The 25234-nt window shown below is 71.9% G+C and carries 18 protein-coding genes; 11 read left to right on the forward strand and 7 right to left on the reverse strand.

The annotated features are described in order from the left end of the window. Nucleotides 1–90 precede the first annotated feature (90 nt). A complete protein-coding gene (locus tag OG519_RS32155; protein ID WP_405591499.1) occupies nucleotides 91–2136 on the reverse strand; it encodes a bifunctional aldolase/short-chain dehydrogenase in 2046 nt (681 codons plus the stop codon). Between the two features lie 86 nt (nucleotides 2137–2222). Next, complete coding sequence (gene rhaI / locus OG519_RS32160) at nucleotides 2223–3389, reverse strand: L-rhamnose isomerase (protein WP_405591501.1); 1167 nt, start codon at nucleotides 3387–3389, stop codon at nucleotides 2223–2225. Nucleotides 3390–3801: 412 nt separating this feature from the next. Between rhaI and OG519_RS32165 the strand changes: the two genes are divergently transcribed. The 8 genes from OG519_RS32165 (at nucleotide 3802) to OG519_RS32200 (ending at nucleotide 12807) form a co-directional block, all read left to right on the forward strand. Further along, nucleotides 3802–5322, forward strand: a complete 1521-nt coding sequence (locus OG519_RS32165; RefSeq protein ID WP_405591504.1) for a sugar ABC transporter ATP-binding protein — start codon at nucleotides 3802–3804, stop codon at nucleotides 5320–5322. Next, the gene (locus OG519_RS32170) at nucleotides 5319–6374 is read left to right on the forward strand and encodes an ABC transporter permease (RefSeq protein ID WP_405591506.1); all 1056 of its coding nucleotides are present in this window, start codon (nucleotides 5319–5321) and stop codon (nucleotides 6372–6374) included. The genes OG519_RS32165 and OG519_RS32170 overlap by 4 nt, the downstream gene beginning before the upstream one ends. Continuing rightward, nucleotides 6367–7443 (forward strand): ABC transporter permease, encoded by a 1077-nt coding sequence (locus OG519_RS32175; protein WP_405591509.1) that lies wholly within the window; start codon nucleotides 6367–6369, stop codon nucleotides 7441–7443. The genes OG519_RS32170 and OG519_RS32175 overlap by 8 nt, the downstream gene beginning before the upstream one ends. 166 nt (nucleotides 7444–7609) lie before the next feature. Continuing rightward, a complete protein-coding gene (gene rhaS / locus OG519_RS32180; protein ID WP_405591512.1) occupies nucleotides 7610–8701 on the forward strand; it encodes a rhamnose ABC transporter substrate-binding protein in 1092 nt (363 codons plus the stop codon). Between the two features lie 310 nt (nucleotides 8702–9011). Beyond that, on the forward strand, nucleotides 9012–10031 hold the full coding sequence (locus tag OG519_RS32185) for a LacI family DNA-binding transcriptional regulator (protein ID WP_405591515.1): 1020 nt from the start codon (nucleotides 9012–9014) through the stop codon (nucleotides 10029–10031). Between the two features lie 206 nt (nucleotides 10032–10237). Then, nucleotides 10238–11254, forward strand: coding sequence for a zinc-dependent alcohol dehydrogenase family protein (locus OG519_RS32190; RefSeq protein WP_405593153.1), 1017 nt, complete (start codon nucleotides 10238–10240; stop codon nucleotides 11252–11254). A gap of 292 nt (nucleotides 11255–11546) precedes the next feature. Further along, complete coding sequence (locus OG519_RS32195) at nucleotides 11547–11846, forward strand: antibiotic biosynthesis monooxygenase family protein (RefSeq protein ID WP_405591518.1); 300 nt, start codon at nucleotides 11547–11549, stop codon at nucleotides 11844–11846. A gap of 112 nt (nucleotides 11847–11958) precedes the next feature. Further along, nucleotides 11959–12807, forward strand: a complete 849-nt coding sequence (locus OG519_RS32200; RefSeq protein ID WP_405591521.1) for an SDR family oxidoreductase — start codon at nucleotides 11959–11961, stop codon at nucleotides 12805–12807. Between the two features lie 69 nt (nucleotides 12808–12876). On the opposite strand, the gene OG519_RS32205 is transcribed toward OG519_RS32200, so the two are convergent. Both OG519_RS32205 and OG519_RS32210 read right to left on the reverse strand, forming a co-directional pair. After that, entirely contained in the window at nucleotides 12877–13479 is a 603-nt protein-coding gene (locus OG519_RS32205; protein ID WP_405591524.1) for a hypothetical protein, read from the reverse strand. 9 nt (nucleotides 13480–13488) lie between these two features. Then, complete coding sequence (locus tag OG519_RS32210; protein WP_405591527.1) at nucleotides 13489–14898, reverse strand: DUF1996 domain-containing protein; 1410 nt, start codon at nucleotides 14896–14898, stop codon at nucleotides 13489–13491. Between the two features lie 475 nt (nucleotides 14899–15373). Between OG519_RS32210 and OG519_RS32215 the strand changes: the two genes are divergently transcribed. After that, on the forward strand, nucleotides 15374–18271 hold the full coding sequence (locus OG519_RS32215; RefSeq protein WP_405591530.1) for an AfsR/SARP family transcriptional regulator: 2898 nt from the start codon (nucleotides 15374–15376) through the stop codon (nucleotides 18269–18271). Between the two features lie 26 nt (nucleotides 18272–18297). Here the strand turns inward: OG519_RS32215 and OG519_RS32220 are convergent, their stop codons facing one another. Continuing rightward, nucleotides 18298–18996, reverse strand: a complete 699-nt coding sequence (locus OG519_RS32220) for a hypothetical protein (RefSeq protein ID WP_405591532.1) — start codon at nucleotides 18994–18996, stop codon at nucleotides 18298–18300. Between the two features lie 70 nt (nucleotides 18997–19066). After that, complete coding sequence (locus OG519_RS32225) at nucleotides 19067–19594, reverse strand: sigma-70 family RNA polymerase sigma factor (protein ID WP_405591535.1); 528 nt, start codon at nucleotides 19592–19594, stop codon at nucleotides 19067–19069. Between the two features lie 196 nt (nucleotides 19595–19790). Here OG519_RS32225 and OG519_RS32230 point away from each other — a divergent pair, with 196 nt between their 5' ends. Together OG519_RS32230 and OG519_RS32235 are read left to right on the forward strand one after the other, a co-directional pair. Further along, nucleotides 19791–20087 carry a hypothetical protein gene (locus OG519_RS32230; RefSeq protein WP_405591538.1) on the forward strand — a complete coding sequence of 99 codons (297 nt, stop codon included), beginning with the start codon at nucleotides 19791–19793 and terminating at the stop codon, nucleotides 20085–20087. Then, a complete protein-coding gene (locus OG519_RS32235; RefSeq protein ID WP_405591540.1) occupies nucleotides 20084–20683 on the forward strand; it encodes a hypothetical protein in 600 nt (199 codons plus the stop codon). Before OG519_RS32230 ends, OG519_RS32235 begins: the two co-directional genes overlap by 4 nt. A gap of 99 nt (nucleotides 20684–20782) precedes the next feature. On the opposite strand, the gene OG519_RS32240 is transcribed toward OG519_RS32235, so the two are convergent. Further along, the gene (locus OG519_RS32240; RefSeq protein WP_405591543.1) at nucleotides 20783–25192 is read right to left on the reverse strand and encodes an FtsK/SpoIIIE domain-containing protein; all 4410 of its coding nucleotides are present in this window, start codon (nucleotides 25190–25192) and stop codon (nucleotides 20783–20785) included. Between the last annotated feature and the right edge of the window lie 42 nt (nucleotides 25193–25234).

Raw genomic sequence — 25234 nt, forward strand, 5'->3', positions numbered from 1 at the left:
CTGACAGATGACTGGCAGACGACAGATGACAGGTGACGTGCGACGGGTGGGTGCGGGTGAGGGGCGGACGCGCGCGGGCGCGCCCCGCGCTCAGCGTAGGAAGGCGGCGGCCACCCCCGCGTCGACCGGAATGTGCAGCCCGGTGGTGTGGTTGAGGTCGCCGCCGGTGAGGGCGAAGACCGCGCTCGCCACGTGCTCGGGCAGCACCTCCCGCTTGAGCAGCGTGCGTTGGGCGTAGAACTCGCCCAACTTCGCCTCCTCGACGCCGTAGACGGCGGCGCGCTGCGCGCCCCAGCCGCCGGCGAAGATGCCGGAGCCGCGGACCACGCCGTCGGGGTTGACGCCGTTGACCCGGATGCCGTGGCCGCCCAGTTCGGCCGCGAGCAGCCGCACCTGGTGGGCCTGGTCGGCCTTGGCGGCCGAGTAGGCGATGTTGTCGGGGCCGGCGAACACCGCGTTCTTGGAGGCGATGTAGACGATGTCCCCGCCGAGCCGCTGTTCGATCATCACCCGCGCGGCCTCGCGGGAGACCAGGAAGGAGCCGCGGGCCATGATGGCGTGCTGGAGGTCCCAGTCCCCGGCGGTGGTCTCGAGCAGCGGCTTGGAGATGGAGATGCCCGCGTTGTTGACCACCAGGTCCACGCCGCCGAAGGCGAGCAGCGCTTCGGCGAAGCTCGCGGCGATCTGCTGCTCCGAGGTGACGTCGACCGGCACCGCCACCGCCTTGTCCGGGCCGCCCAACTCCCGTGCCACCGCTACCGCGTTCGCCGCGTTCAGGTCGGCGACGACCACACAGGCGCCCTCGGCGGCGAGCCGGTGCGCGATGGCCTTGCCGATGCCCGAGCCGGCGCCGGTGACCAGCGCGATCCGGCCGGCGAGCGGCTTCGGCTCCGGCAGCCGCCGGAGCTTGGCCTCCTCCAACTCCCAGTACTCGATGCGGAACTTCTCCGACTCCTCGATCGGCCGGTAACTGGAGACCGCTTCCGCGCCGCGCATCACATGGATCGCGTTCACGTAGAACTCGCCCGCCACCCGGGCGGTCTGCTTGTCCTTGCCGTAACTGAACATGCCCACACCGGGGATGAGCACGATCGCCGGGTCGGCGCCGCGCATGGCGGGGGAGTCGGCCGAGGCGTGGCGCTCGTAGTAGGCGGCGTACTCGGCGCGGTACTCCTCGTGCAGCACCCGCAGCCGGGCCGCTGCCTCCGCCGGCGGTGCGCCGGCCGGCAGGTCGAGCACCAGCGGGCGGACCTTCGTGCGCAGGAAGTGGTCGGGGCACGAGGTGCCCAGCGCCGCCAGCCGGGGGTGTTCGGCGCGGGCGAGGAAGTCGAGCACCTCGGCGGAGTCGGTGAAGTGGCCGACCTGCGGGCGGTCGGTGGACGCCAGGCCGCGGATCAGCGGTGCGAGCGCGGCGGCCCTGGCCCGGCGGTCGGCCTCGGGCAGCGGCTGGTAGCCGGCGAGTTCGGGTCCGAAGGGCTCAGGCTTGCCGCGCTCGGCGAGAAAGGCCTCGGCGGCGCGGATGATGCGCAGCGAGTTGCCTTCGGCCTCGTCACTGGTCGCGCCCCAGGCGGTGATGCCGTGGCCGCCGAGCACACAGCCGACGGCTCGCGGGTTCTCCCGCTTGACGGCGGCGATGTCCAGGCCGAGTTGGAAGCCGGGGCGGCGCCAGGGCACCCACACCACGGTGTCGCCGAAGCACTCCGCGGTGAGCTTCTCGCCGTCGGCGGCGCAGGCGAGCGCGATGCCGGAGTCGGGGTGCAGGTGGTCGACGTGCGCGGCGTCGACCAGGCCGTGCATCGCGGTGTCGATGGACGGCGCCGCGCCGCCCCCGCCGTGCCGACAGAAGTCGAAGGCGGCCACCATCTCGTCCTCGCGCTCGACACCCGGGTAGACCTCGGCGAGCGCCCGCAGCCGGTCCAGCCGCAGCACGGCGAGACCCGGCTCGGTGAGCGTGCCGAGATCACCGCCGGAACCCTTGACCCACATCAGCTCGGTCTCGGCGCCGGTGACCGGGTCGGGCGCGGTGCCCTTGGCCGAGGTGTTGCCGCCGGCGTAGTTGGTGTTGCGCGGGTCGGAACCGAGCCGGTTCGAGCGTTCGAGCAGTGCGCTGACGTCGGGATGGGTCGCGGATGCCATGCGGATGTCCTTTCCGGTGCCGGGGTGCCGGGGTGCCGTGGTTTCTCGGGCTGCCGGGGTTCTCGGGGCGTGCGGACGCCCGGAAGTCAGGCGCCCCAGCCCGCCTGGGTGCCGCCGACCCGCCCGGTCTCGATCCGCTGCTGCCACCCCGTCGCCCGGTAGGCGGCCATCGGGTCCGGGTGGAGCCCCCGCTCCGCGCGGACCTCGGCGAGCAGCGGACGTACGTCGGTGTTGTAGGCGTCCATCAGCGCGGCGTTCGCGTCCAGGACGTCTCCGGACCGCTGGGCGGCGGTCAGCGTGTCCATGTCGACCAGCAGCGCCTTGGCGGTGGCCTCCTGGACGTTCATCACCGAGCGGATGATCGCCGGGATCCTGGCCTCGATGTTGTGACACTGGTCGAGCATGAACGCCACCCCCGCCCCGGCCGCCAGACCGCCGTTCTTGACCACCTCGTGCATGATCCGGAACAACTGGAACGGGTCGGCGGCGCCCACCATCAGGTCGTCGTCGGCGTAGAAGCGCGAGTTGAAGTCGAAGCCGCCGAGTTTCCGCTCCCGGAGCAGGAAGGCGACGATGAACTCGATGTTGGTGCCCGGCGCGTGGTGGCCGGTGTCCACCACCACCCGTGCCTTGGGGCCGAGTTTGAGGCAGTGCGCGTAACTGGTGCCCCAGTCCGGCACGTCGGTGGTGTAGAAGGCCGGCTCGAAGAGCTTGTACTCCAGCAGCATCCGCTGATCGGGTCCCAGCCGTTCGTACACCGCGGCCAGCGCCTCGGCCAGCCGGTCCTGGCGGGCGGTGATGTCGTCCTGGCCGGGGTAGTTGGTGCCGTCGGCGAACCACAGCTTCAGGTCGTGGGAGCCGGTCGCGTCCATGATGTCGACGCATCCGAGCAGGTGGCCGAGCGCCTTGCGGCGCACGGCGGCGTCCGGGTGGGTCACCGAGCCGAGCTTGTAGTCGTCGTCCTGGAAGACGTTGGAGTTGATCGCGCCCAGCGTCAGCCCGCGCTCCTTGGCGTACGCCGCGAGTGCCGCGTAGTCGTCGACCTTGTCCCACGGGATGTGCAGGGCCACCACAGGGGCCGCGCCGGTCGCCGCGTGGACCTGGGCCGCGTCGTCCAGCTTCTCGTACGGATCGCGGGGGACACCCTCCTGCCGGAACACCTTGAAACGGGTCCCGGAGTTGCCGTACGCCCATGAAGGCGTCTCGATCCGCTGGGACTTCAGCGCCGCCTTCACGGCTGACAAGTCTGTCATGGCAACCTCTATGAATCGTTTCATTTAATTGGTCACCGTAACCGCGGCGGCCGGTCACTGTCAATGAACCGCGAGCGGTGCGACGGGTGTTGGCCGGTGCGAGAACGGGGGGTGTCGGGGGTGGCCGGGCGATGTGGGGGCGAGGGGGGTTCGGGCGGCTCGGGCAGCGCTGATGCTAGTGCCGGCCGGGCCGGCCGGTCCCGGCCCGATGGCGGCGTTATTGAATCGTGTCATTGATCGATAACGGCTGATCGAGGCCGACGTCCGGCGTCCGGCGCGGAGGTTCTGAACGTCTGGTCAGCGATTGACCGGTCCGGGCACCCTTGACGACCCCACCGGGCGGGGCTAACGTCCCGGCAACTCCATTGAAACATTTCACTCGTGTCATCGACCGGGAGACCGAGGAGACACCATGACCGACCCCGCACCGGAACGGACTCCGGTCCTCGCGCTGGAGGGGGTGAGCAAATCCTTCGGAGCCGTACGCGCCCTCCGCGATGTGTCGCTGGAGTTGTACGCCGGAGAGGCCCATGCCCTCGCGGGTGAGAACGGCGCCGGAAAGTCGACCTTGATCAAGGCACTCGCCGGAGTCCACCGGCCGGACTCGGGCACGGTACGGCTCGACGGCGCCCCTGTGGTCTTTCATGGCCCGGCCGACGCCCGCGACGCCGGCGTGGCCGTCATCTACCAGGAGCCGGCCCTCTTCCCCGACCTCTCGGTCGCCGAGAACATCTTCGTCGGCCGCCAGCCGCGCCGCTCGCTCGGCCGGGTGGACCACAAGGCGGTCCGGCGCGCCACCGCCGGACTCTTCCAGCGGCTCGGCGTCGACCTCGACCCCGACCGGCCCGCCCGCGGACTGTCCATCGCCGACCAGCAACTGGTCGAGATCGCCAAGGCGCTCTCCTTCGACGCCCGGGTCCTCATCATGGACGAACCCACCGCGGCCCTCACCGGCAACGAGGTGGCCCGGCTCTTCGGCGTGGTCGGGGCGCTGCGCGAAGGCGGCGCGGCCGTCCTGTTCATCTCGCACCGGCTGGAGGAGGTCTTCGCCCTCTGCCAGCGGGTCACCACCCTGCGGGACGGCACCCGGATCGCCAGCGAGCCGGTCGACGGGCTCACCGAGGACGACCTGGTCCGCCGGATGGTCGGCCGCGACCTCGACGAGCTGTACCCCAAGCAGGACACGCGCCTCGGCGACGTCGCCCTCTCCGTACGGCGGCTGACCCGGGAGGGAGTCTTCACCGACATCTCCTTCGAGGTGCGGCGCGGCGAGATCGTCGGCCTGGCCGGCCTCGTCGGCGCCGGACGCAGCGAGGTCGCCCGCGCCGTCTTCGGCGTCGACCGCTGGGACGCCGGCCAGGTGGAGGTCGCCGGCCGGCCGCTCAAGTCCGGCGCGCCGAGCCTGGCGATGGCCGCCGGACTCGCCCTCGTCCCGGAGGACCGGCGCGAACAGGGCCTGGTGATGGAGATGTCCGTCGCCCGCAACATCAACCTGACCGGACTGCGCACCACCAGCAGGGCCGGCCTGATGATCCGCGGCGCCGAGCGGGACCGGGCCGTCGACTGGGCGGTACGGCTCCAGGTGAAGTACGCCCGGCTCGCCGACGCCGTCGGCACCCTGTCCGGCGGGAACCAGCAGAAGGTGGTGCTCGCCAAGTGGCTGGCCACCGGCCCCCGGGTGCTGATCGTCGACGAGCCCACCCGCGGCATCGACGTCGGCACCAAGGCCGAGGTGCACCGGCTGCTCTCACAGCTCGCCGCGGACGGCCTGGCGGTGCTGATGATCTCCTCCGACCTGCCCGAGATCCTCGGGATGGCCGACCGCGTCCTGGTCATGCGCGAAGGCAGGCTGACCGCCGAGATACCCCGCGCGGACGCCACCGAGGAATCGGTGATGGCCGCGGCCACCGGCCGCGGAAGGACCGCGGCATGACGATGACCGCCAACCCCGCGCCGGCCGCGGCGCCCCCGGACGGCGCCGGCTCCCGGCACCTCATCGACCGGGTGCTGAAAGTCCGCGAACTGGCCATCGCCGTCGTGCTCGTCGTCATGCTGGGCGCCACCCAGCTCGACAACAGCGCCTTCCTCTCCCAGCAGGGCATCAAGGACCTGCTGCTCAACGCGACGATCCTGGTCCTCGTCGCGATCGGCCAGGCCACCGTGGTGATCACCCGCAACGTCGACCTGTCGGTCGGCTCGACACTCGGCGTCACCGCCTTCGCGGCCGGCGACTTCCTGCACGGCGGCGGCGACCCGGCGATCGCGGTGCTGCTCGCGGTCGCCCTCGGCGCCGGCCTCGGCATCGTCAACGGCCTGCTGGTCAGCCTCGGACAGGTGCCCGCCCTCGTCGTCACCCTCGGCACCCTGTACATCATCCGCGGCGTGGACTCCATCTGGGTCGGCTCCCGGCAGATCACCGCGGCCGATCTCCCGTCGGGCTTCACCGACCTCGGCCACAACGGTCTCGGCGCCGTCCCCTACCTCGCGCTGCTCACCGCCGCCGTCCTCGTGGCCGCCGCCTCCTATCTGCGCGGCTACCGCAGCGGACGCGACCTGTACGCCCTCGGTTCGAGCCCGCACGCCGCCCGGCTGGCCGGTGTTCCGGTCCGCAAGCGCGTCCTCACCGCCTACATCCTGTGCGGCGCCCTGGCGGGACTGGCCGGCGCCCTCTATCTCGCCCGCTTCGGCAATGCCGACTCCGGCACCGGCACCGGCTACGAACTCACCGTGGTCAGCGCCGTGGTGGTCGGCGGGGTCGCCTTCACCGGCGGCTCCGGCAGCCTCTACGGCGCCGCGCTCGGCGCCCTGCTGCTGACCTCGATCAACAGCGTGCTGCCCTCGATCGGGGTCAGCTCCGTGTGGGTCCAGGCCATCGACGGCGTCCTGCTGCTGCTGGCCATCGCGGTGGACCGGGTGGTCGCGCTGCGGATCGCGAGCCTGCCGCGCACGAGGGCCGCACAGACAAGGAGTGCCCACCATGCCTGACCCCGCCAGGACCGCCCCGCGCCCGGCCGGGACGGCCGATCCGCGGACAGCCAGGGCCACGTGGGCCACCCGGAGCCGTGACGCGCTGCGCTGGGACACCGTGGTCGGCGTTCTCCTCGTCGTCCTGCTGGTCTGCTCGTTCGCCTGCGTGGACAACTTCGGCAACGCGCTGAACCTGTCGTTCCTGATCGGCAACACCCTGCCGATCGCGCTGATCGCCCTGCCCATGACGATGCTGGTGATCTCCGGCGAGATCGACCTGTCGGTGGGCTCCACGGTGGGCCTGTCCGGCGCCGTCATGGGCAAGCTCTGGAACGCCGGGATGGCCATCGAGACGATCATCCCGCTGTGCGTCCTGCTCGGCGTCGTCTGCGGCCTGGTCAACGGCCTGCTGGTGACGCGGCTCGGACTGCCCTCGCTCGCGGTCACCATCGGCACCCTCGCCGCCTACCGGGGCATCGCCCAGATCGTGCTCGGCTCCGACTCGGTCACCGACTTCCCGCAGCGGTACCTGGACTTCAGCACCGGACGGATCGGCGGCAGCTTCGTCCCGCAGGCCGCCGTGCCCTGGGCGGCGCTGCTGCTCATCGCGGTGACCGTGCTGCACGCCACGCCCGTCGGCCGGTCGCTCTTCGCCGTCGGCGCCTCCCAGGAGGCAGCCCGCTTCGCCGGTCTGCGGGTCAAGCGGCTCAAGCTGTCGATGTTCGTCGCCACCGGCACGATCTCCGCGCTGACCGGCGTCTTCTGGGCGCTGCACTACGCCAGCGCCCGCTACGACAACGCCACCGGGCTCGAACTGTCCGTCATCGCCGGTGTGCTGCTCGGCGGCATTGACTTCGACGGTGGCAAAGGCACCCTCGGCGGCGCCATCGCCGGGGTCTTCCTGCTCGGCGCGCTCCAGAACGTGATGAGCCTGGTCAACGTCTCCGCCCAGTCCCAGACCGTGGTCACCGGTGTGCTGCTGGTGATCTCCGTCCTGGCGCCGCGGGCCGCCCGCCGGATCGGCCGGTCCAGGGCCCGGCACAAGGCGGTCCCCGCACCTGCGCCGGCGGCGCTCGCCGCCGGCTGATCCGCCCGCACCTCCCGAGTCACCCCCGGCTCATCCCCGGCTCACCCTCCGGTTCACTTCTCGCTTTCTCGTCGCTCTTCCCGGCTCTCCCGTTCGGCTCCGGCGCGGCCGGATCCGCTTCGGCCCCCCGGTCATCTGCCGTGCCGCGGCAGCGAAAGGAACCCGTATGTCACCCAGAACCGCCCCCGTCCGCCGCATCGCGGCCGCGGTCGCCGCCGTCAGCATCGTCGCGGTGGGCGCCGCCGCCTGTGGCGGGACCACCAAGAACTCCAGCTCCGGCAGCTCCGCGCCCTCGGCCGTCTCGACCGCCTCGGTCGATCCGGGCGCGGCGGCCAAGAAGGGCCTGACCATCGCCTACCTGCCCAAGCAGGTGAACAACCCGTACTTCACCATCGCCGACAACGGCGGCAAGAAGGCCGTCGAGGCGCTCGGGGAGAAGTACAAGGAGGTCGGCACCAGCAGCGGCACGGACACCTCGGGCCAGGTCTCCTACGTCAACACCCTCACCCAGCAGCGGGTGAACGCGATCGCGGTGTCCGCCCAGGACCCGGGCGCACTGTGCACCGCGCTGAACCAGGCCCGCAAGAACGGCGTCAAGGTCGTCACGTACGACTCCGACACCAACACGAACTGCCGCGACGTGTTCGTCTCCCAGGCGAGTTCGGAGGACCTCGGCCGGACCGAGGTGCGGTTGCTGGCCCAGCAGATCGGGAACAAGGGCCGGATAGCGATCCTCTCGGCGGCCCAGACCGCCACCAACCAGAACACCTGGATCGGCTTCATGAAGGACGAGCTGAAGAAGCCCGCCTACAAGAACATCAAGCTGGTCAAGGTCGCCTACGGCAACGACGACGCCCAGACGTCCTTCCAGCAGACGCAGGGCCTGCTCCAGCAGTACCCGGACCTGAAGGGGATCATCTCCCCGACCACGGTCGGCATCAAGGCCGCCGCCCAGTATCTGAGCGGTTCCAAGTACAAGGGCACGGTCCATCTCACCGGCCTCGGCACGCCCAACGACATGCGCGCCTACGTCAACAACGGCACGGTGAAGTCCTTCGAACTGTGGGACCCGGCCAAGCTCGGCGCCCTCGCCGGCTACACCGCGGTCGCCCTCTCCTCAGGACAGATCAGCGGCGCCCCCGGCCAGACCTTCACCGCCGGTGACCTGGGCAGCTTCACCATCGGCACGGACAGCGTGGTGGTGCTCGGCAAGCCCACCGTCTTCGACCGGACCAACATCGCCCAGTTCGACTTCTGAGCCGGGCATCACCGCCGGCCGCCGGGCACCGCCGCCGGCCCGCCCCGCGCGGGCCGGCGGCCCGGTGAAGCGGCCGGTGCGGCTATGGTTCCGCTCAGCGGGGTGTTCCGCCTCGACTGGCCGGCAGCGCGGCGACACCTGCCCTGAAGCGATTCATTCTCGGTTAGCCGTGAAGGTGACAACAGACCTTTTCCGCAAGGTCGCTGCGGACATCCTTGTGATTGAATAGGTTCAGTGTGCGGGTCTCCAGCGTGATCCCACAGGGCGCTGGTCCGGGCACGGATACCCGGCTGTGGATGCGGGACGGAGTGTGGGATCCATGGTGGGGATCAAGGATGTGGCACGGCAGGCGGGTGTCTCGGTGGGCACCGTCTCCAACGTCATCAACCGCCCCGATCTGGTCGCCGAGGAGACCCGGACCCGGGTGCAGTCGGTGATCACCAGGCTCGGCTACGTGCGCAGTGAGTCCGCCCGCCAGCTCCGGGCGGGCGCCAGCCGGATCATGGCGCTGCTCGTCCTCGACATGGGCAACCCCTTCTTCGTGGCCGTCGCCAGCGGCGCCGAGCGCACCGCGCGGGCCGCCGGACTCGGGGTGATGGTGTGCAACAGCGCGCAGAGCGTCAGCGAGGAGCGCGAATACCTCTCGCTCTTCGCCGAACAGCGGGTCCGCGGCGTGCTGGTGACCCCCGCCGACGCCACCGGCCGCAGCCTCGACGCCCTGCGCGGCCAGGGCATTCCCTTCGTGCTCGTGGACCGGGTCTCCGCCGACCCGGCCGTCTGCTCGGTGTCGGTGGACGACGTCGCCGGCGGACGGCTCGCCGCACAGCACCTCATCGCGGCCGGCCACCGCACGATCGTCTACGTGGGCGGGCCGCCGGAAATGCCGCAGGTCCGCGACCGCCGGGCGGGCGCGCTGACCGCTCTCGCCGAGGCCGGGCTGCCGGCGGACGCGCTGATCGAGGTCTCCGCCGAGCGCCTCGATGTGGCGGCCGGCCGGGACGCCGGCTCACGCCTGCTCGGCCTCGGCCACCGCCCGACCGCGGTCTTCTGCGCCAACGACCTGCTGGCGCTCGGCGTGCTCCAGTCGATGTTCGCGGCCCGGATCAGCGTCCCGGACGAGATGGCGATCGTGGGCTACGACGACATCGAGTTCGCCGCCGCTGCCGCCGTGCCGCTCACCTCGGTCCGGCAGCCGGCCGTGTCGATGGGCCGGCTGGCGGCCGAGATGCTGTTGGAGGAGACGATGGGCGATCCCGCCGGGCACCGGCACCGGCAGACCGTGCTCCAGCCCGAACTGGTGGTCCGCGGTTCCAGCCTGCGCCGCCGCTGAGGCCGCCAGGACCTTTCCCAGGCGCCGTTCCCGGTGTCGTTTCCGGTGTCGTTTCTGGTGCCCTTTCTGCCGGCCCCCGCGCCGTCCGCCCCACCTGCGAGCGGGACGGATCCGGCGCGACCCCCGCGTGACGCCGGGTGCCACGGATTGCCGCTCCGGTCGCCCGGCCGCACCCTGGACGCATGGGGCAGGGAACGAAGAGAGAGCTGAGCGGCTGGGCCGTGACACGGCCGGGGCCGATCGCTTCTGGACCGCTTGCCCGGGTGAGCCGCGCGGTGCCCGAGCCGGGGCCCCGCGATCTGGTGGTGCGGGTGGAGGCGTGCGGGGTCTGCCGTACCGATCTGCATCTCGCGGAGGGCGATCTGCCGCCGCACCGGCCGGCCACCGTCCCCGGCCACGAGATCGTCGGCCGGGTGATCGCCACCGGTGACAGCGCCTCGCGCTTCGGGCTCGGCGACCGGGTCGGCGGCGCCTGGCTGCGCGGCACGTGCGGGGTGTGCCGCTACTGCCGGATGGGCCGGGAGAACCTGTGCCCCTGGTCGCAGTACACCGGCTGGGACGCCGACGGGGGCTTCGCCGACCTCACGCTGGTGCCCGAGGAGTACGCCTACGCCCTGCCCGAGGAGGCGGACCCCGCCGAACTCGCGCCCCTGCTGTGCGCCGGCATCGTCGGCTTCCGCGCTCTTCGCCGCAGCGCGCTGCCGCCCGGCGGCAGGCTCGGCATCTACGGCTACGGCGCCTCGGCGCATCTCATCGCCCAGGTGGCCCTGGCGGAGGGGGCGACCGTCCATGTGCTCACCCGTTCGGCCGCCGCCCGCCGCCTCGCCCTGGAACTCGGCGCCTCGTCGGCCAGGGACGGCTATGACGAGCCGCCCGAGGCACTCGACTCGGCGATCCTCTTCGCCCCCGTGGGCGATCTGGTGCCGGTGGCGCTCGCGGCTCTCGACCGCGGCGGAACGCTCGCGGTGGCCGGCATCCACCTCACCGACATCCCGGCGCTGACCTATCACCAGCGCCTCTTCCAGGAGCGGGAGCTGCGCAGCGTCACCTCCAACACCCGGCAGGACGGCCGGGACTTCCTGGCGACCGCCGCCCGGATCGGCCTGCGCCCCACGGTCACCAGGTATCCGCTGAGCCGGGTCGACGAGGCCCTCGCCGATCTGGCGGGTGACCGCGTCAACGGCGCGGCCGTACTGATCCCGGACCACCCGCCCGCGCGGTGATCCCCTCGGCCGCGGCGCCCCATTCCAAACCGGACGGGCTGGTTCCGGCCCATAACCCCGCGACCGGCGCCGCGACGCGTGTACGACAACTCCCTTATTTCGCCTGGTAAAGCGGGGTCTTTAGGGGATCGGCCCCTCTTTCGACCGCTGTCGGTGATCATGACCAGAACGGCTCAAAAGGCTTCTGGTGTCGCGTCACTGTATGCGGTTAACTGATTCCGCCGTGTGGCCGAGAAAGGGGCATGTCGTGATAGATCTTCCGACTGATGGCGTATCAGGAAAAATCGCCGTTATGACAAGATTTTCCGTGGTTGGTGACGAAAAAGAGTTCGACAGGCTCTTCGAGGCGCATGAAAATCATATGCGCGCACAGCCGGGATTCCTGGACTGCTACCTCCTGCGGGCCACCTCCGACACCCGGTTTTTCAGTCATGTCGGATGGTGGGCGGGCACTGACGTCTACGGGGCGATCCTCGAAACCGGTGAGTACAAGGAGCAGATGACCGGACTGCTGGCGCTCGCCGACATCGTGGACGTCGAGGTCTACGTGCCGGCCGGGGACGGCGGGCCGCGCGAGGGGGCGCCGGCGTGAGCGCGCCGCGCCGTCGTACCGGCCGTGTCATTCGCATCATTCGCATCATTCACATCAGCCGTATCAGCCGTATCGGCCGTGTCAGCCGAACCACCATCGGGCGGGAGAACTGATGAGCGCCGAAAAGAACGTGCTGATCTCGGGAACATCGAGCGGCCTCGGCCGGGCCGCGGCGGTGGCCTTCGCCCGTAAAGGCTGGCGCGTCTACGCGGGCATGCGCGACACCACCCAGGGCACCGGTTTATTGGATGAGGCAGGACCGGTCGCCGATCGTATTACCGTCGTACAACTGGACCTGCTCTCCCAGGACAGCATCCACAAGGCGGTGGAATTCGTCCTGGGGGACTGCGGCGATCGGCTCGATCTGCTGCTCAACAACGCGGGATCGGCGGCCTCGGGATTCTTCGAGGTCCAGCCGGACGCCGATTTCCGCAGCGTCATGGAGACGAATTTCTTCGGCACCTGCGCCCTCACCCGTGAAGTCCTCCCCGCGATGCGGGAGCGCCGCTCCGGGCGGGTGATGACGGTGACGAGCGTGGCGGCCTATGCCGCGAGCCCCGCCCTGAGCGCGTATGTCGCCTCGAAGCGGGCGCTCCAGGGCTGGATGGAGTCCCTCGCGGTGGAGACCCGGCTCTTCGGAATCTCGGTGGCGGTGGTCGAACCCGGCACCTACCGCACCGCGATCTGGGAGAACGCGAAACGGACCGAGGGAGGCCCTGACAGCCCCTACGAGCGGCTGCACGAGCGCTTCGAGGACTCGGCCCGCCGGCTGGTGGAGGTCTCCGGCCGGGAGCCGGAGGTGGGGGCCAAGGCGATCGTCGCCCTCGCCGACCGGAAGCGGATACCTTTCCGCAACCCCGTCGGCCTGGACGCGCGGTGGTTCTTCCGCCCGCTCGGCGTGGTGCCGTTCCGGCTCAGGGCGCGGATGATCGGCCGGTTCAGCGGCGTCGGCGCCGAGTGAGCGCCGCCGCCGGGCGGGGAAGGACAGCGGATCGGCCCCGCCCGGCGGCATCGCGTACGGCTTCGAAGGTCAGAGCTCCTTCCAGCACAGCATCACCGTCGTCGCCACGGTGAGGCCCACCTGGCGCCGGGTGCGCGGGGGAGCGCCGAACCTGGCCGGCAGACCCGAGACGTCGACCCGCAGTACCGTCAGGTCCTTGCGGACGTAGACACTGCCGTCGGGCAGCCCGAAGGCGTCGTCACCGAGCCCGTGCAGGGCGGTCGCGGCCGGGCCCGCCGCATGGCGCCGGGCGGTGAAATACGCGGTCTCGGCCGCCGGATCCATCAGTTCCTTCACCGACAGGGTCATCGCGCTGTGCGGACCGTACCGGTAGGCGCAGGTGTAGAGGCGGTCCCGCCAGGTCGGCTTGAGCGGCTCGACCGGGGTCGCGCCGAGCGCCCCCGAGATCTCGGACCAGGCCTCCTGTCCGCAGATGATCGCTGTCGCGGGGGTCGGGCCCGCGCCGGTCGTGGCGGCGGCGGGCGGGGCGGTCACGGGCACGGTCGCCAGGTTCGCCGGCGGGCTGGTCGAGGGGCCGCCGGCCCGCGGTGATGACGAGCCGCAGCCCGCCGCTCCGGCGGCCAGGGCCACGACGGCGATGACCGAGAGCCACCGGGGCGAGGGGTTGGACACACGTCCTCCTTATGGCAGTTGGTACTGCTCGTTGAGCGCGGCGCCCTTCGCCGGCTGAGTCTCGTCGTAGCCGCGGGCGTCGCACTGGAGACCGCCGACGACGCAGTGGGTGACGAGGGCGGCCTGGGTGGCGGGGTCCCAGGCGTTGAAGAAGTCGTAGTGGAAGGAGAAGCCCCGGCCGCTGGAGAGATGGACCTGGGACATGTCGCCGCTGACCGGGAAGGCCATCTTGAACTCGATCATCGGCAGCGCGACCGGGTGGTCGGCCGGGCAGACCCCGTTGATCGGATACGCCATGTGGCTCTTGTGGTCCGGCGTGTCCAGGTAGAGCCCGTTCCAGCAACTCGGTGCCTGATAGCGGATGTTGAGCTGCGTCCCGGCCGCGCAGGTCGGCGGGAAGTCGACGCTGCCGTACGAGTCGCCGCACTCCCAGCCCTCGACCCAGCCCGGGTCGGTGCGGAACTGGGTGGAGGTGGCCGTCGGGCTGCCGACCAGGAAGCGCAGGCCCGGCGGGAAAGGCCGCACGCTGGTGTAGTCGTTGATGCCGGTCTTGTAGTAGATGACCTGCGGTCCGACCGGCCGGATGACCTGGCTGCCGTTGTAGAGCGTCGGCATCCAGTAACCCGACTTGTCACCGGGCGCCTTGCAGGTGGTGGTGCCGGCGTTGAGCGAGGCCAGCGTGGTGTTCGCGTTGGTGGAGGTGTTGCTCAGGAAGGTGTGCATGTGGGAGGCGCCCGCCTGACCGGGGAACACGATCGGGTCGTCCGGCAGCTCCTTCATCGCGCCGCAGTTCGCCTGGAACTCGTGGAAGTAGGCGTGCGGCGGGTTGTAGGTGGAGGGCGTCACCCCGGTGACCTGGGGGTTGGCCAGCACATAGCCGGTCGTGGGGGCGGCGACGCTGCCGTAGACCGCGAACTCGTAGAGCGAGTAGCCGTAGCCGGTGGCGCGAGCCGTGCCGTACATCCGGATGTAGCGCCCGCTGGCGTTGAGGTTCAGGGTCTGGGTGCCGCCGGTGCTGGTGGTGGTCGAGTAGACGCTGGTCCAGGCGATCGCGTCCGGGGAGACCTGGATCTGGAAACCGGAGGCGTAGGCGGCCTCCCAGGTCAGCGTCACCTGGTGGATGGTGGCCATGGCGCCGAGGTCGATCTGGAGCCACTGCGGATCGCTCCAGGCGCTTGCCCAGCGGGTGGTGGAGTTGCCGTCGACGGCGGCGGCGGACGGGGTGCCCGCGTTCTCGACGGAGGAGGCCACGGTCGGCCGCCCTCCCGAGATGAGGGCGTCCGCCGCGTGGGCACGGGTGGTGGACGGGCCGCCCCAGATCAGCAGGGAGACCAGGATCGACAGGGCGGCGGCGAGCGCGGCCCTGGCCGAACGGCGTGGCCGGCGTGCCGGGGTGGGGGGACGACTGCGGGATCTCACGGAACCTCCAGTAAGAGGGCCGGACCGGTGGGGGGTGCGCTGTTCCTTGGCACGACGATGGGAGAGCGCTCTCCCACGTAGCTGAGAAGTTGCTCCGATGTTTCTGGAGTGTCAAGAGTTCACGCATGATCGGCGGTTGAAACGGTTCGGGCACGGCGAGCGGTTCGCGGCTGACGGCGCGCGGCCGGCGGAATTCCAGGTCCCGGCGAATCGGACGCAACGCCCATCCCGGTACTCACCGGTAGCTCGCCGACCACCCGGATAACCCGCGAGTAGCGGTGTATCGTTCGATTCCTGAACACGGGAGACGCTCGGCGGGCAGCGCACCGGGGCCGGGGCGACCTCGTTCGCTCCCTCCGCATCCCGGCCACCTCGATGTCCCGCTCGCCGTCGGCTCCGGCGTGCCCTGGGCAGGACCACGCTCCGGGCAGGACCACGAGGCAATCAGAAGGACAGTGGCAGGGATCTTCGCGCGATGGTGACGGCAGTGCGGTACGCGGTCCTCGGACCGATACGGGTGTGGCGTGGCGAACAGGAACTGACGCCGGGCCCACCGAAGCAGCAGGCCCTGCTCGCCCTGCTCGCGGTTCGCGCGCCGGGGCCCGTCACCGTGCACGAAGCCGTCGACCTGCTCTGGGACGACGACCCGCCGGACAGCGCCGTCAATGTGGTGCACCGCCATATCGGCGGACTGCGCCGTCTGTTGGAACCCGGCCTGCCGCCCCGGGCCGAGGGCGGCCATGTGGTCCGCACCGGCAGCGGCTACCGGCTCGCGGCCGGCCCCACCGCGCTCGACCTGGCCCGCTTCCGCGAACTGCGGGCCGAGGGCCGGCGGGCGATCGGCGCGGGCGCGGCGGAGGACGGGGTCCGGCCGCTCGCCGAGGCGCTGCGCCTGTGGCAGGGACCGGTCACCGTACGCGGTATGCCCCGGCTGCGGAGCCACCCCGTCTTCGTGGCGGTGGAGCACGAGTACGTCGCCGCCGCCAAGGAGGCCGCCGACGCCATCTGCTGGGAGGGCTCGCCCTTCACCGAGGACGTCCTCGCCGCGCTGCGCCGCGCCGCGGCCGGCCGGCACCGGCTCGACGAGGCCCTCCAGGCCAGGATCGTCACCGGGCTCGCCGCGTCCGGCCGGCAGGCGGAGGCGCTGGAGCTCTTCGGCTCCGTCCGGGCCGACCTCTCGGCGGAGCTGGGCATGGACCCCGGCCCCGAACTGCGCGCGGCCCATGAGCGGGTGCTCCGCCAGACACCGCGGCAGCGGCCCGCCGACACCCGGGACCAGGGCGGTCCTGGCGGACCCGGCGGCTCGGAGCCGGCCAAGCTCGCCGTCCGCCCCGCCCAACTGCCCGCCGACATTCCCTCCTTCGTCGGCAGGGTGGCGGAACTCGCCCGCTCACACGAACTGTTGGGCCCGGACGGCCATGGCATCCACGCGCCGGTGGTGATCGGGGCGATCAGCGGGATGGCCGGCGTCGGCAAGACCACGCTGGCCGTGCACTGGGCGCACGCGGTCGCCGACCGCTTCCCCGACGGCCAGCTGTATGTGAACCTGCGCGGCTTCCACCCGGCCATGCCGCCGCTGAGCCCCGACGAGGCCATGCGGGACATGATCGACGCCCTCGGTGTGCAGCCGGGCCGGGTGCCCGACAACCCGGACGCGCTGGCATCCTTCTACCGCAGCCTCTTCGCCGGCCGGCGGTTCCTGATCCTGCTCGACAACGCCCGCGACTCCGAACAGGTGCGGCCGCTGCTGCCCGCGGCGGGCGGCTGCCTGGCCATCATCACCAGCCGGCACCGTCTGGACGGGCTGATCGTCGCCGACAACGCCCGGTTCATCCCGCTCGGTCTGCTGACCCCCGCCGAAGGCGTCGAACTCCTCGTCCAGCGGCTGGGCAAGGAGCGGGTGACCGCCGAACTCGCCGCCGCCCAGGCCATCGTGGACCTCTGCGGGCGCCTTCCGCTCGCGCTCGCCATCGCCGGCGCCCGCGCCATCCTGCACCCGACGTTCTCGCTGGCCGCCATCGCGGCCGAACTCCGGGAGAGCCAGGGCAATCTGGACGCCTTCGCCACCCGCGACACCCGTACCGACGCCCGCAGCATCTTCTCCTGGTCCTACACAGCGCTCAGCCCCGCCGCCGCCCGGCTGTTCCGGCTGCTCAGCCTGCACGCCGCCCCCGACATCGCGGCACCGGCGGTCGCCAGCCTCGCCGGAGTGCCGCCGCGCGAGGTGCGCCGGCAGCTCGCCGAACTCGTCGAGCACCATCTGCTCAGCGAGCACACCCCCGGCCGCTTCACCAGCCACGAACTGCTGCGCGCCTACGCCGCCGAGCTGTGCGAGGGGCAGGACGACGAGGAGACGCGCGCCGCGACCCGCCGGCGGATGATCGAGCACTATCTGCGCAGCACGCACACCGCCGACGCGCTGCTCGCCCCGCACCGGGACCGGGTGCCGCTGCCGCCGGTGTCGGCGGGCGTCTTCCCGCAGACCTTCGGCGGACAGTCCGAGGCCTCCGACTGGTGCCGGCGCGAGCGGCACGTGCTGCTGGCCATGGTGGAACAGGCCGCGCGGTACGCGGTGAAGGGCGACGACTCCTGCTGGCAGCTCGCCGCGACCATGGAGATCTTCCTCGACCGGCACGGCCGCTGGCAGGAGCAGCACCACATCCAGTCCACCGCGCTGGAGACGGCCCGCCGTACCGGAGACCTGGCCGGCCAGGCCCACGCGCTGCGCGGCCTGGGCTTCGCCGCCTGCCGGCTCGGCGCTTTCGACGAGGCCCAGCGCTGTCTGTCGCAGGCCCAGACCCTCTTCGGCCGGCTGGCGGACCCCATCGGACAGGGCCGCACCCACCGCTACTCCGCCTTCCTCGCCAACGTCATGAAGGACCATCACCGGGCCCTGGACCACTACCGCCGCGCGGCGGACCGGTACGAGCGGACCGACCACCTCAGCGGCCGGGCGATGATCCTCAACGAGATCGGCTGGACCCATCTGCTCATGGGCGAGTACGAGTCGGCGCTCGTCCACTGCGAGAAGGCCGTCCTGATGCACCAGGAGATCGGGGACCGCAGCGGTGAGGCCGCGGCCTGGGACAGCATCGGCTGGGCCCACCACCATCTGCGCGACTACGGGCAGGCGCTGGTCGGCTACGGGCACGCGATCGACCTCTACCAGCGGACCGGGGATCCCGCGCTGGAGGCGGACACCCTGGTGCACGCGGGCGACAGCCACCAGGCGAGCTCCGATCCGCGGCAGGCCGCGGTGGTCTGGCGCCGGGCGCTGGAGCTGTACGACGGCCTCGGCCATCCTGACGCGGCGGGCGTGCGGGAGCGGCTGGAGAGCCTGCCGTCGCTGGAGGAGGCAGCTCCGTCCCGCTGACCCGCCCGCCGCGACCCGGGACACCGCTACGGCCGCGCCTTCTCGCCGGTCGGATCGACGGCGAACCAGGTACCGCCCACACCCTGGCCCTTGGTGTCGCCCGGCCGGGTGTCCTGCGCGAAGCGGTAGACCGGCCAGCCGCCCACCGTCAACTGGACCTGCCCGTCGGCCCGGCGGATCGCGCCGACCGCCTTCGGGTCGACACCGGCCAGGTAGACGTTGCCGCCTTCCTTGATGGTCACCGGCGGCCACCGCGTCGCGCAGGCGTCGGCGCAGTTGGACACCGACGGCTGCGCGCTGTCCTTGTCGAAGCGGTAGAGCGTCGACTCGTTGATGTCGATGAGATGGGCCCCGAGCTGCGCCGACCGCACCGCAGAGAGCTGCACCCAGACCGGCGGCGCCTCCTGCACGGTGGCGCCGGTGACCGTGCCGCCGTTGCCGTTCAGGCCGTTCTGGGCGGCGGTGCTGTCGATGACCTGGAGCCCGGTGTTGCCGCCGGGCGCGGTGGTGGCGGCCTGCCCGGTCGGGGACGCCGGGGCGGCGGCGGGTGCGGAAGCGGCGGGCGCGCCGCTCGACGGGGCGGCGGGCGACGCCGTGCCGGTGACCGTGACGGTTCTGGTGCAGCCGGTGACGACGGCGGCCAGGACGAGGACGGCGGCCAGCACGGCGGCACGCGGCGCGCCCTGGCGGCGGCGCGTGCCGGAGCGGAGGGGAGAGAGACTCACATGTCCTACACGGAGCGCGGCGCGGGATGGTTCACCGGGTCCGTGATCTTTCCGAGCCGACGTCCCGGGCTCAGAGCGCACCGGCCCGGGTGCGCGACCGCAGCTTCGACAGGGCGTAGTGCTGGCGGGACTTGACGGTGCCGGCGGGCACCCCCAGGATGCCGGCGGTCTCCTGCACGGTGCGGCCGCACAGATAGGTGTGCACCAGCACCTCCCGGTGCTCGTGGGAGAGCAGCCGCAGCAGCCGGGCGGACTCCACCGAGGCCAGGACCGCGTCCGTGTGGTCGCGCTGGGTCATCTCGTGGCTGTCCGAGCCGATCGTCTCGTAGCGCACCGAAGCGCTGCGCAGCCGGTCGATGACGAGATTGCGGGTCACCTTCAGCAGCCAGCCGCGGATCGATCCCTCGGTGCTGTAGAGCCGGTCGGTGTGCGGCCAGGCCCGGATCAGTGCCTCCTGGGCGATGTCCTCGGCGAGGTGGTGGTCGCCGAGCAGCCGTTCCGCGTAGGCGGTCAGCGCCTTTCTGTGCTCCACGAACAGGGTGATCAGGAGTTCGGAGCGATGTGCCGGGGAGTGGGGGACCGCCGCGCATGTCTTCATTGGTCGTGGTTCCTCAGGGCTGAGTCGTCTCTGAGGAAGACCGTAGGCAGGGGGCGGTGTCGAATCTGTGCCGTTTTTGTGCCGTCGGCCGACCGGGGGCCGGGCCGGGCCACCGCCGGCGGTTTGAACGATGAGCCCACGGCCGCCGTGTCCCTTGTGCAAGGAATCACCGGAAGCGATCGGACCAGGGATCGGGATGGCTCAGGACGTCAACATACCCGGCGACGAGCTGCGCGAAGCACAGAACATGTTGGGCTTCGTGCACGACTTCATCGACATCGGGCACCACACCTTCGACTTCGACGCGGCCTTCGGCCCCGAGCTGTCCCACGGCTCGGCGCAGAACTTCGAGAACAAGTGGAACGACGGCAAGCACCAGCTCCAGAAGCAGGTGCAGGGCGTCAAGGACGCCATCGGCAGCATTCTGGACGCCTTCGACAAGACGGACCAGGACGCCGCGCGGAACCTCGACGACGGGCAGGGCGGCCAGTGAACAGCGCGCGGCGATTCGTCCTCGACGTCCCCGAGCTGTGGGACCAGGTCGATCTCAGCGGGGAAGAGATGGCCAGGACCCGGGCCAAGGCGCTCGCCACCACCGACGACCCGCGGCAGAAGGCCCGGATCAACGACATGTTCCGGCAGGGCCGCGAGGTGAGCAGGGCGGCCCGCAGGCACGGGGCGCTGCTCGCCGCCGGCACGGCCACCCTGTACGACGAGGGGCTGTTCATGGCGTACGGCATGGTCTTCGCCGTCACCACGCCCAAGGGCTCGGAGCTCACCTTGCCGGTGCTCTCCGCCCAGCTCGGTGTCTCGTCCGCCGACGGGGTCGCGCCCAAGGACCGGGTGATCGCCTCGGTGAAGGTGCCTCAGGTCGGCACGGTGGCCCGGGTGACGGGGACCGAGGTCACCCGGCTGACCGGCGACATCGATGTGAAGCTGCTGACGATGCACACGATGATGCCGGTGCCCGGCAGCACCGAGGACTTCCTCGTGGTCACCCTGGCCAGCCCCAACCTGCCGCTGAAGGAGGAGGTCTACGACCTCTTCGACGCGATCACCAGCACGTTCCGGTTCGTGACCGCCGGATGAGATGAAACGAGAAGGACGGCCGGGCGGAGAGGGCCCGGCCGTCCTTCGTCTTGTGGGTGGATCGGGCGAGCGGCGGATCGGCCGCCGCTCAGCCGCGCCTTACTCGTCCACCACCGAGAGCGGGACCTGCACCGCGAGCAGCGCGCCGTCGCCGAGGTGCAGCAGGCCGCGGCCCGGCTGCGGGGCCTGGCCGACCACACCGCGGCTCAGCCGGACCCCGATCACATCGCCGTCGCTGAGGGTCTGCGGCGACAGCAGCATGCCGGTCCTGTTCCGCTTCATCTGACCCATCCAGCCGCCGAGGCTCAGCGACAGCGACTCCGCGTTGCCCGCCGCCACCACGCCCCAGCCGTTGCCGGCGCCGCCGCGGGCGAGCAGCGCCAGATCGGACTCGATCTCGGAGCCCATGAAGAGCTCCGCGTCGTCGATCAGGATCACCGCGTTCGACTCCGGCACATTGCCGAGCACCTTGCGGAACTCCTCGACGGAGACCTCCGCGTCGGTGATGACGGTCGCGATGCCCGGCCGGCCCGCCAGCTCGCGCAGCGGCGATCGGCGCGGCGCCAGCACGATCACCCCGGTGCCCACCGACAGCAGCGACAGCGCCGCGGTGAGGAGCGCGGTGCTGCGCCCGGTGCGCGGCGGCCCGGCGATGACGAACGTGGGTAGGTCCGCCAGGTCGGGGCCGAGCGAGGCGAGCGTGTCGCCGCCGATCGCCACCATCGGCCGCATCATCCCGGTCGGCCCGTGCAGCGCGGCCGCCTCGGCGTACGAGACCCGGTCCGGCAGCACGTCGAGCGACAGCGGCCGGCGGGTGGCGGGCACCCCCGCCTCCCGCTCCGTCAGCGCCCGGCCCAGATCGGTGAGCACCTGGGCCTGGGCGGTGCCGGCCAGATCGGACCCGAGCACCGCGATCTGGGCCTCGGTCAGATCGGCGGTGCGCAGACCCCGGCCGGGCACCGGCGCGGTGGGCGCCGACTTGGTGGGGACGCCGACCGAGGAGTAGTCCTGCCGGTCGTTGAGCCGCAGCACGATCTTGTCCTCGGTGGTGCCGGAGAACCGGCTGCTGCCCAGCACCCGGTCACCGGCCAGCACCACATGGATGCCGACGCCGGCGCCGTCGCGCAGCAGCCGGACCAGCCGCTCCATCAGCGAGCCGTTGTCGTAGGCGGTGAACTCCCGCTCGAAGACCTCGAAGCGGTCGACCAGCAGCACGATGTGCGGCAGCCGCCGCTCGGGCGGCTGGGTGGTGCGCAGCTCGGTGAGGTCCGCGGTGCCGCGGGCGCCCAGCACGCCCTGCCGGGTGGTGAGTTCGGTGTTCAGCCGGTCCAGCAGCCGGCCCAGGCGCTCCACCTGGTTGCGGTCGACGACCGCGCCGCAGTGCGGCAGCGCGGTCAGCGCGTTGAGCGCGCCGTTGCCGCAGTCGACGCCGTAGAGGTGCACGTCGTCGGCGCCGTGTGCCTGGGCCAGGGCCGCGGCCAGGGTACGCAGCGTCTGCGAGCGCCCGCTGCGCGGCGAACCGACGATGTGCAGATGGCCGACCCGGTCCAGGTCGAAGGTGAGCGGCGCCCTGGCCTGCCGGGCGGGCAGGTCGACCAGACCGTAGGCGACCGCGGGCAGGGCGCCCGGCCGATCGGCGGCGGGCCCGGGCGCCTCCGGTACGGTCCACTCCAGCACGTCGGGCAGCGCCGGCAGCCACGGGCTGGGCTGCCGGGGCACCTCGGCGAGGCGGGCCGCCTCCGCCACGGCGGCGGTCAGCACGGCCAGGTCGGTGACGGCCTCGGTCCTGGCCGGACCGGCCGCGCGGGCCGGGCCGCCGACCAGCGGGCCGCCCAGGTCCCGCCAGGCCACCGCCGCCGCGCGCACCGGCACCTCGGTCTCCTGCTCGCTCCGCCCGCCGGGCCGGCGTCCGCCGACCCGCCCGGACTGGAACGGCAGCAGCGCCGAGGGACCGAGCCGCGCGTAGGCACGGCCGGGGTTGGCCGGGGAGATGTCACCGGAGTCCGGCGCGTCGATGATGTCGCGGCTCTCGGTGGTGTCGGTGGTGCGCAGCGCGATCCGCAGGTTGGTGTTGGCCCGGATGTCCGGGGTGACCGCGCCGCCGGGGCGCTGGGTGGCCAGCACCAGGTGGATGCCGAGCGACCGGCCGCGCTGGGCGATGTTGACCAGACCCGAGATGAAGTCGGGCAGTTCACGGACCATGGAGGCGAACTCGTCGATGACCAGCAGCAGTCGGGGGAGCGGCGGCAGCACATTCCCGCCGCGCTGCCGCTTGTCGAGGTAGTCGATGATGTCCTTGGCGCCCACCTCGGCCAACTGGGTCTCGCGGCGCCGCAGTTCGGCGCCCAGCGAGACCAGCGCCCGCTCCACGAGATGCGTGTCGAGGTCGGTCACCAGACCGACGGTGTGCGGCAGGTCCGCGCATTCGGCGAAGGCGCTGCCACCCTTGTAGTCGACGAGCACGAAGGTCATCTCGTCGGGCCGGTTGACCACGGCCAGGGTGGCGACCAGCGTCTGGAGCAGCTCGGACTTGCCGGAACCGGTGGTGCCGGCGATCAGCGCGTGCGGGCCGTCGCGGACCAGGTCGACCGAGAACTCACCGTCGTAACCGGTGCCGAGCACCGCCCGGGTGCTGCGGCCGCCGAGCGACCAGCCGGCCACCACGGCCTGCGCGCTCGGCGGTTCGAGGCCCAGCAGATCGAGCAGCCGGACCGAGCCGGGCAGCGCGCTCTCGTCGCTGTCGCCCACCCCCCGCAGCGGTGCCAGCGAACGGGCCAGCGCCTCGTACCAGCCGGCCTCGGGGGAGTCGGTGCGGACGTCGGGCAGCGCCGCGCCCGAGCCGGTGCGCACCCGGCAGGAGCCGGGGGTGTCGGTCTCGGTGACGACGACCGCGCCGCACTCCTCGGGCAGCAGCCGCTCCTCACGGTCGATGCAGATGGTGTGCACACCGACCGAGGGCCCGTCGCGCAGCAGCGAGATCACACCGGGCAACGACCGTGCCCTGCGGGCCTGTTCGAGCACCACCAGGATGTCGGGGTAGCCGCTGACGCCGCCCCTGACCAGCTCGGGACCCGCGGCGATCCGCGACTGGACGAGCTGTCCCAGCTCGCCGATCCGCCGCGCCAGCGAGTCGGTGGTGCTGCCCACCAGGGAGTAGGCGTCCTCGCCCTGCGCCTGGGCGTGCGGCAGCCAGCGGGTCCAGGACCAGTCCTGCTCGCCGTCAGGTCCGGCCAGCACCACGATCCGCAGATCGGCGGGGCTGTGCAGGGACGCGGCCTGGGCCGCCATCCAGCCGGCGACGCGGGCCGCGCCGGGCCCGGCGATGCCCGCGACCCCGGCCCGGCGCAACGCCACCGAGACCGGGACCTGGTTGAGCCCCGGCACGGTGGTCCTGCGGTGTTCGTCCTGGGTGGGGTCCTCGACGCTCACCGACGAGGGCAGATCGGCGGTGCCGACCCGCACGGAGAGGAAGTCGGGGTCCTGCCACCGGCGTTCCCACAGCCGCTCGGAGGGCTGGGCGGCCATCTGGAGGAGGGAGGCCGGATCCGGCAGCGACAGCCGCAGATTGTGCTGCTCGGTCAGGATCGCGACCTCGATGTCGGCGCGGATCCGGGCGAGCACCTCCTCGTACTCCTTCTTGCGCTCCAGATACTTGAGCATCGCCTGCTTGCGACCGCCGAACTGGCTGACCAGCGCGGCGATCGGCGACAGCAGGGCGATGAAGACGAAGGTCCAGGTCTTGGTGACGAAGATGGCGATCGCCGCGCTGCCGGCCGGCAGCAGCAGGATGGGCAGCAGCGGGATCGGCCGCTTGTCCGGCTTCACCGGAGGCGTCGGCAGCCGGAAGCGGGCGCCGGCCGACGGCGGCAGGAAGCGCGGCGGCCGGTTGAACTCCAGGCCGAGCCCGTCCTGGGCCGCCGTCAGCGGGGCCCGCGCAGACTGACGCGACGTCAGTTCCAGCAGGATGTCCCCGACGGCGAGCTGACTGCCCTCCCGCCAACGTCCCCCGCCCTCCGCCGGTTTGCCGTCGACCAGCGCCATCTGGGCGCTGAGCAGTTCGGCGGCGCCGTCGATCCCGACCCGGACCCGGGCGGCGACCGGCGGGGTGCCGGGGGCCAGCCGGATCCGGCACACCTCGGCGCTGCCGATGTCGTAGTCACCCGGCACGAGGCGGTAGACCGTCCCCGCGCCCGCCCCCGAGACCACCCGGATCTCGGTACGGCCCTCGGGCTCGGCCTCCGTGGGTACGGGCGAGCCGAGACCGAGGTCCATGCCGTCCCGGATGCCGGCCGCCCGGAGAGTCGCCTGCGGGTCCACGGCGTCGGCGCCGATGAACAGGGCCGGTTCCGCGGCCTGGTCGGCCGGCCGGCCGCCGGCCGAGGGCAGCCCGACGGCGCGCGCCAGCTCCGCCGCGAACCGGCCCGCGCGCGCGGAGGGCTCGGTGTCGACGACGACTGCGGTGGACACCCCCTCGTCGAGCGGGTCACGAACGCTGACGTTCAATCGCACGGGTGATCGTCTCTCTCCTGCTAGGGGGCGGGGACGGCGGGT

The sequence above is a fragment of the Streptomyces sp. NBC_01190 genome, from assembly GCF_045039895.1.
Lineage (GTDB): Bacteria > Actinomycetota > Actinomycetes > Streptomycetales > Streptomycetaceae > Actinacidiphila.

Excerpts from the sequence above, each read along its gene's own strand:
- OG519_RS32155 (WP_405591499.1), bottom strand. The coding sequence starts at position 2,136 with ATGGCATCCGCGACCCATCCCGACGTCAGCGCACTGCTCGAACGCTCG.
- rhaI (WP_405591501.1), bottom strand. The coding sequence starts at position 3,389 with ATGACAGACTTGTCAGCCGTGAAGGCGGCGCTGAAGTCCCAGCGGATC.
- OG519_RS32165 (WP_405591504.1), top strand. The coding sequence starts at position 3,802 with ATGACCGACCCCGCACCGGAACGGACTCCGGTCCTCGCGCTGGAGGGG.
- OG519_RS32170 (WP_405591506.1), top strand. The coding sequence starts at position 5,319 with ATGACGATGACCGCCAACCCCGCGCCGGCCGCGGCGCCCCCGGACGGC.
- OG519_RS32175 (WP_405591509.1), top strand. The coding sequence starts at position 6,367 with ATGCCTGACCCCGCCAGGACCGCCCCGCGCCCGGCCGGGACGGCCGAT.
- rhaS (WP_405591512.1), top strand. The coding sequence starts at position 7,610 with ATGTCACCCAGAACCGCCCCCGTCCGCCGCATCGCGGCCGCGGTCGCC.
- OG519_RS32195 (WP_405591518.1), top strand. The coding sequence starts at position 11,547 with ATGACAAGATTTTCCGTGGTTGGTGACGAAAAAGAGTTCGACAGGCTC.
- OG519_RS32200 (WP_405591521.1), top strand. The coding sequence starts at position 11,959 with ATGAGCGCCGAAAAGAACGTGCTGATCTCGGGAACATCGAGCGGCCTC.
- OG519_RS32215 (WP_405591530.1), top strand. The coding sequence starts at position 15,374 with ATGGTGACGGCAGTGCGGTACGCGGTCCTCGGACCGATACGGGTGTGG.
- OG519_RS32225 (WP_405591535.1), bottom strand. The coding sequence starts at position 19,594 with ATGAAGACATGCGCGGCGGTCCCCCACTCCCCGGCACATCGCTCCGAA.
- OG519_RS32230 (WP_405591538.1), top strand. The coding sequence starts at position 19,791 with ATGGCTCAGGACGTCAACATACCCGGCGACGAGCTGCGCGAAGCACAG.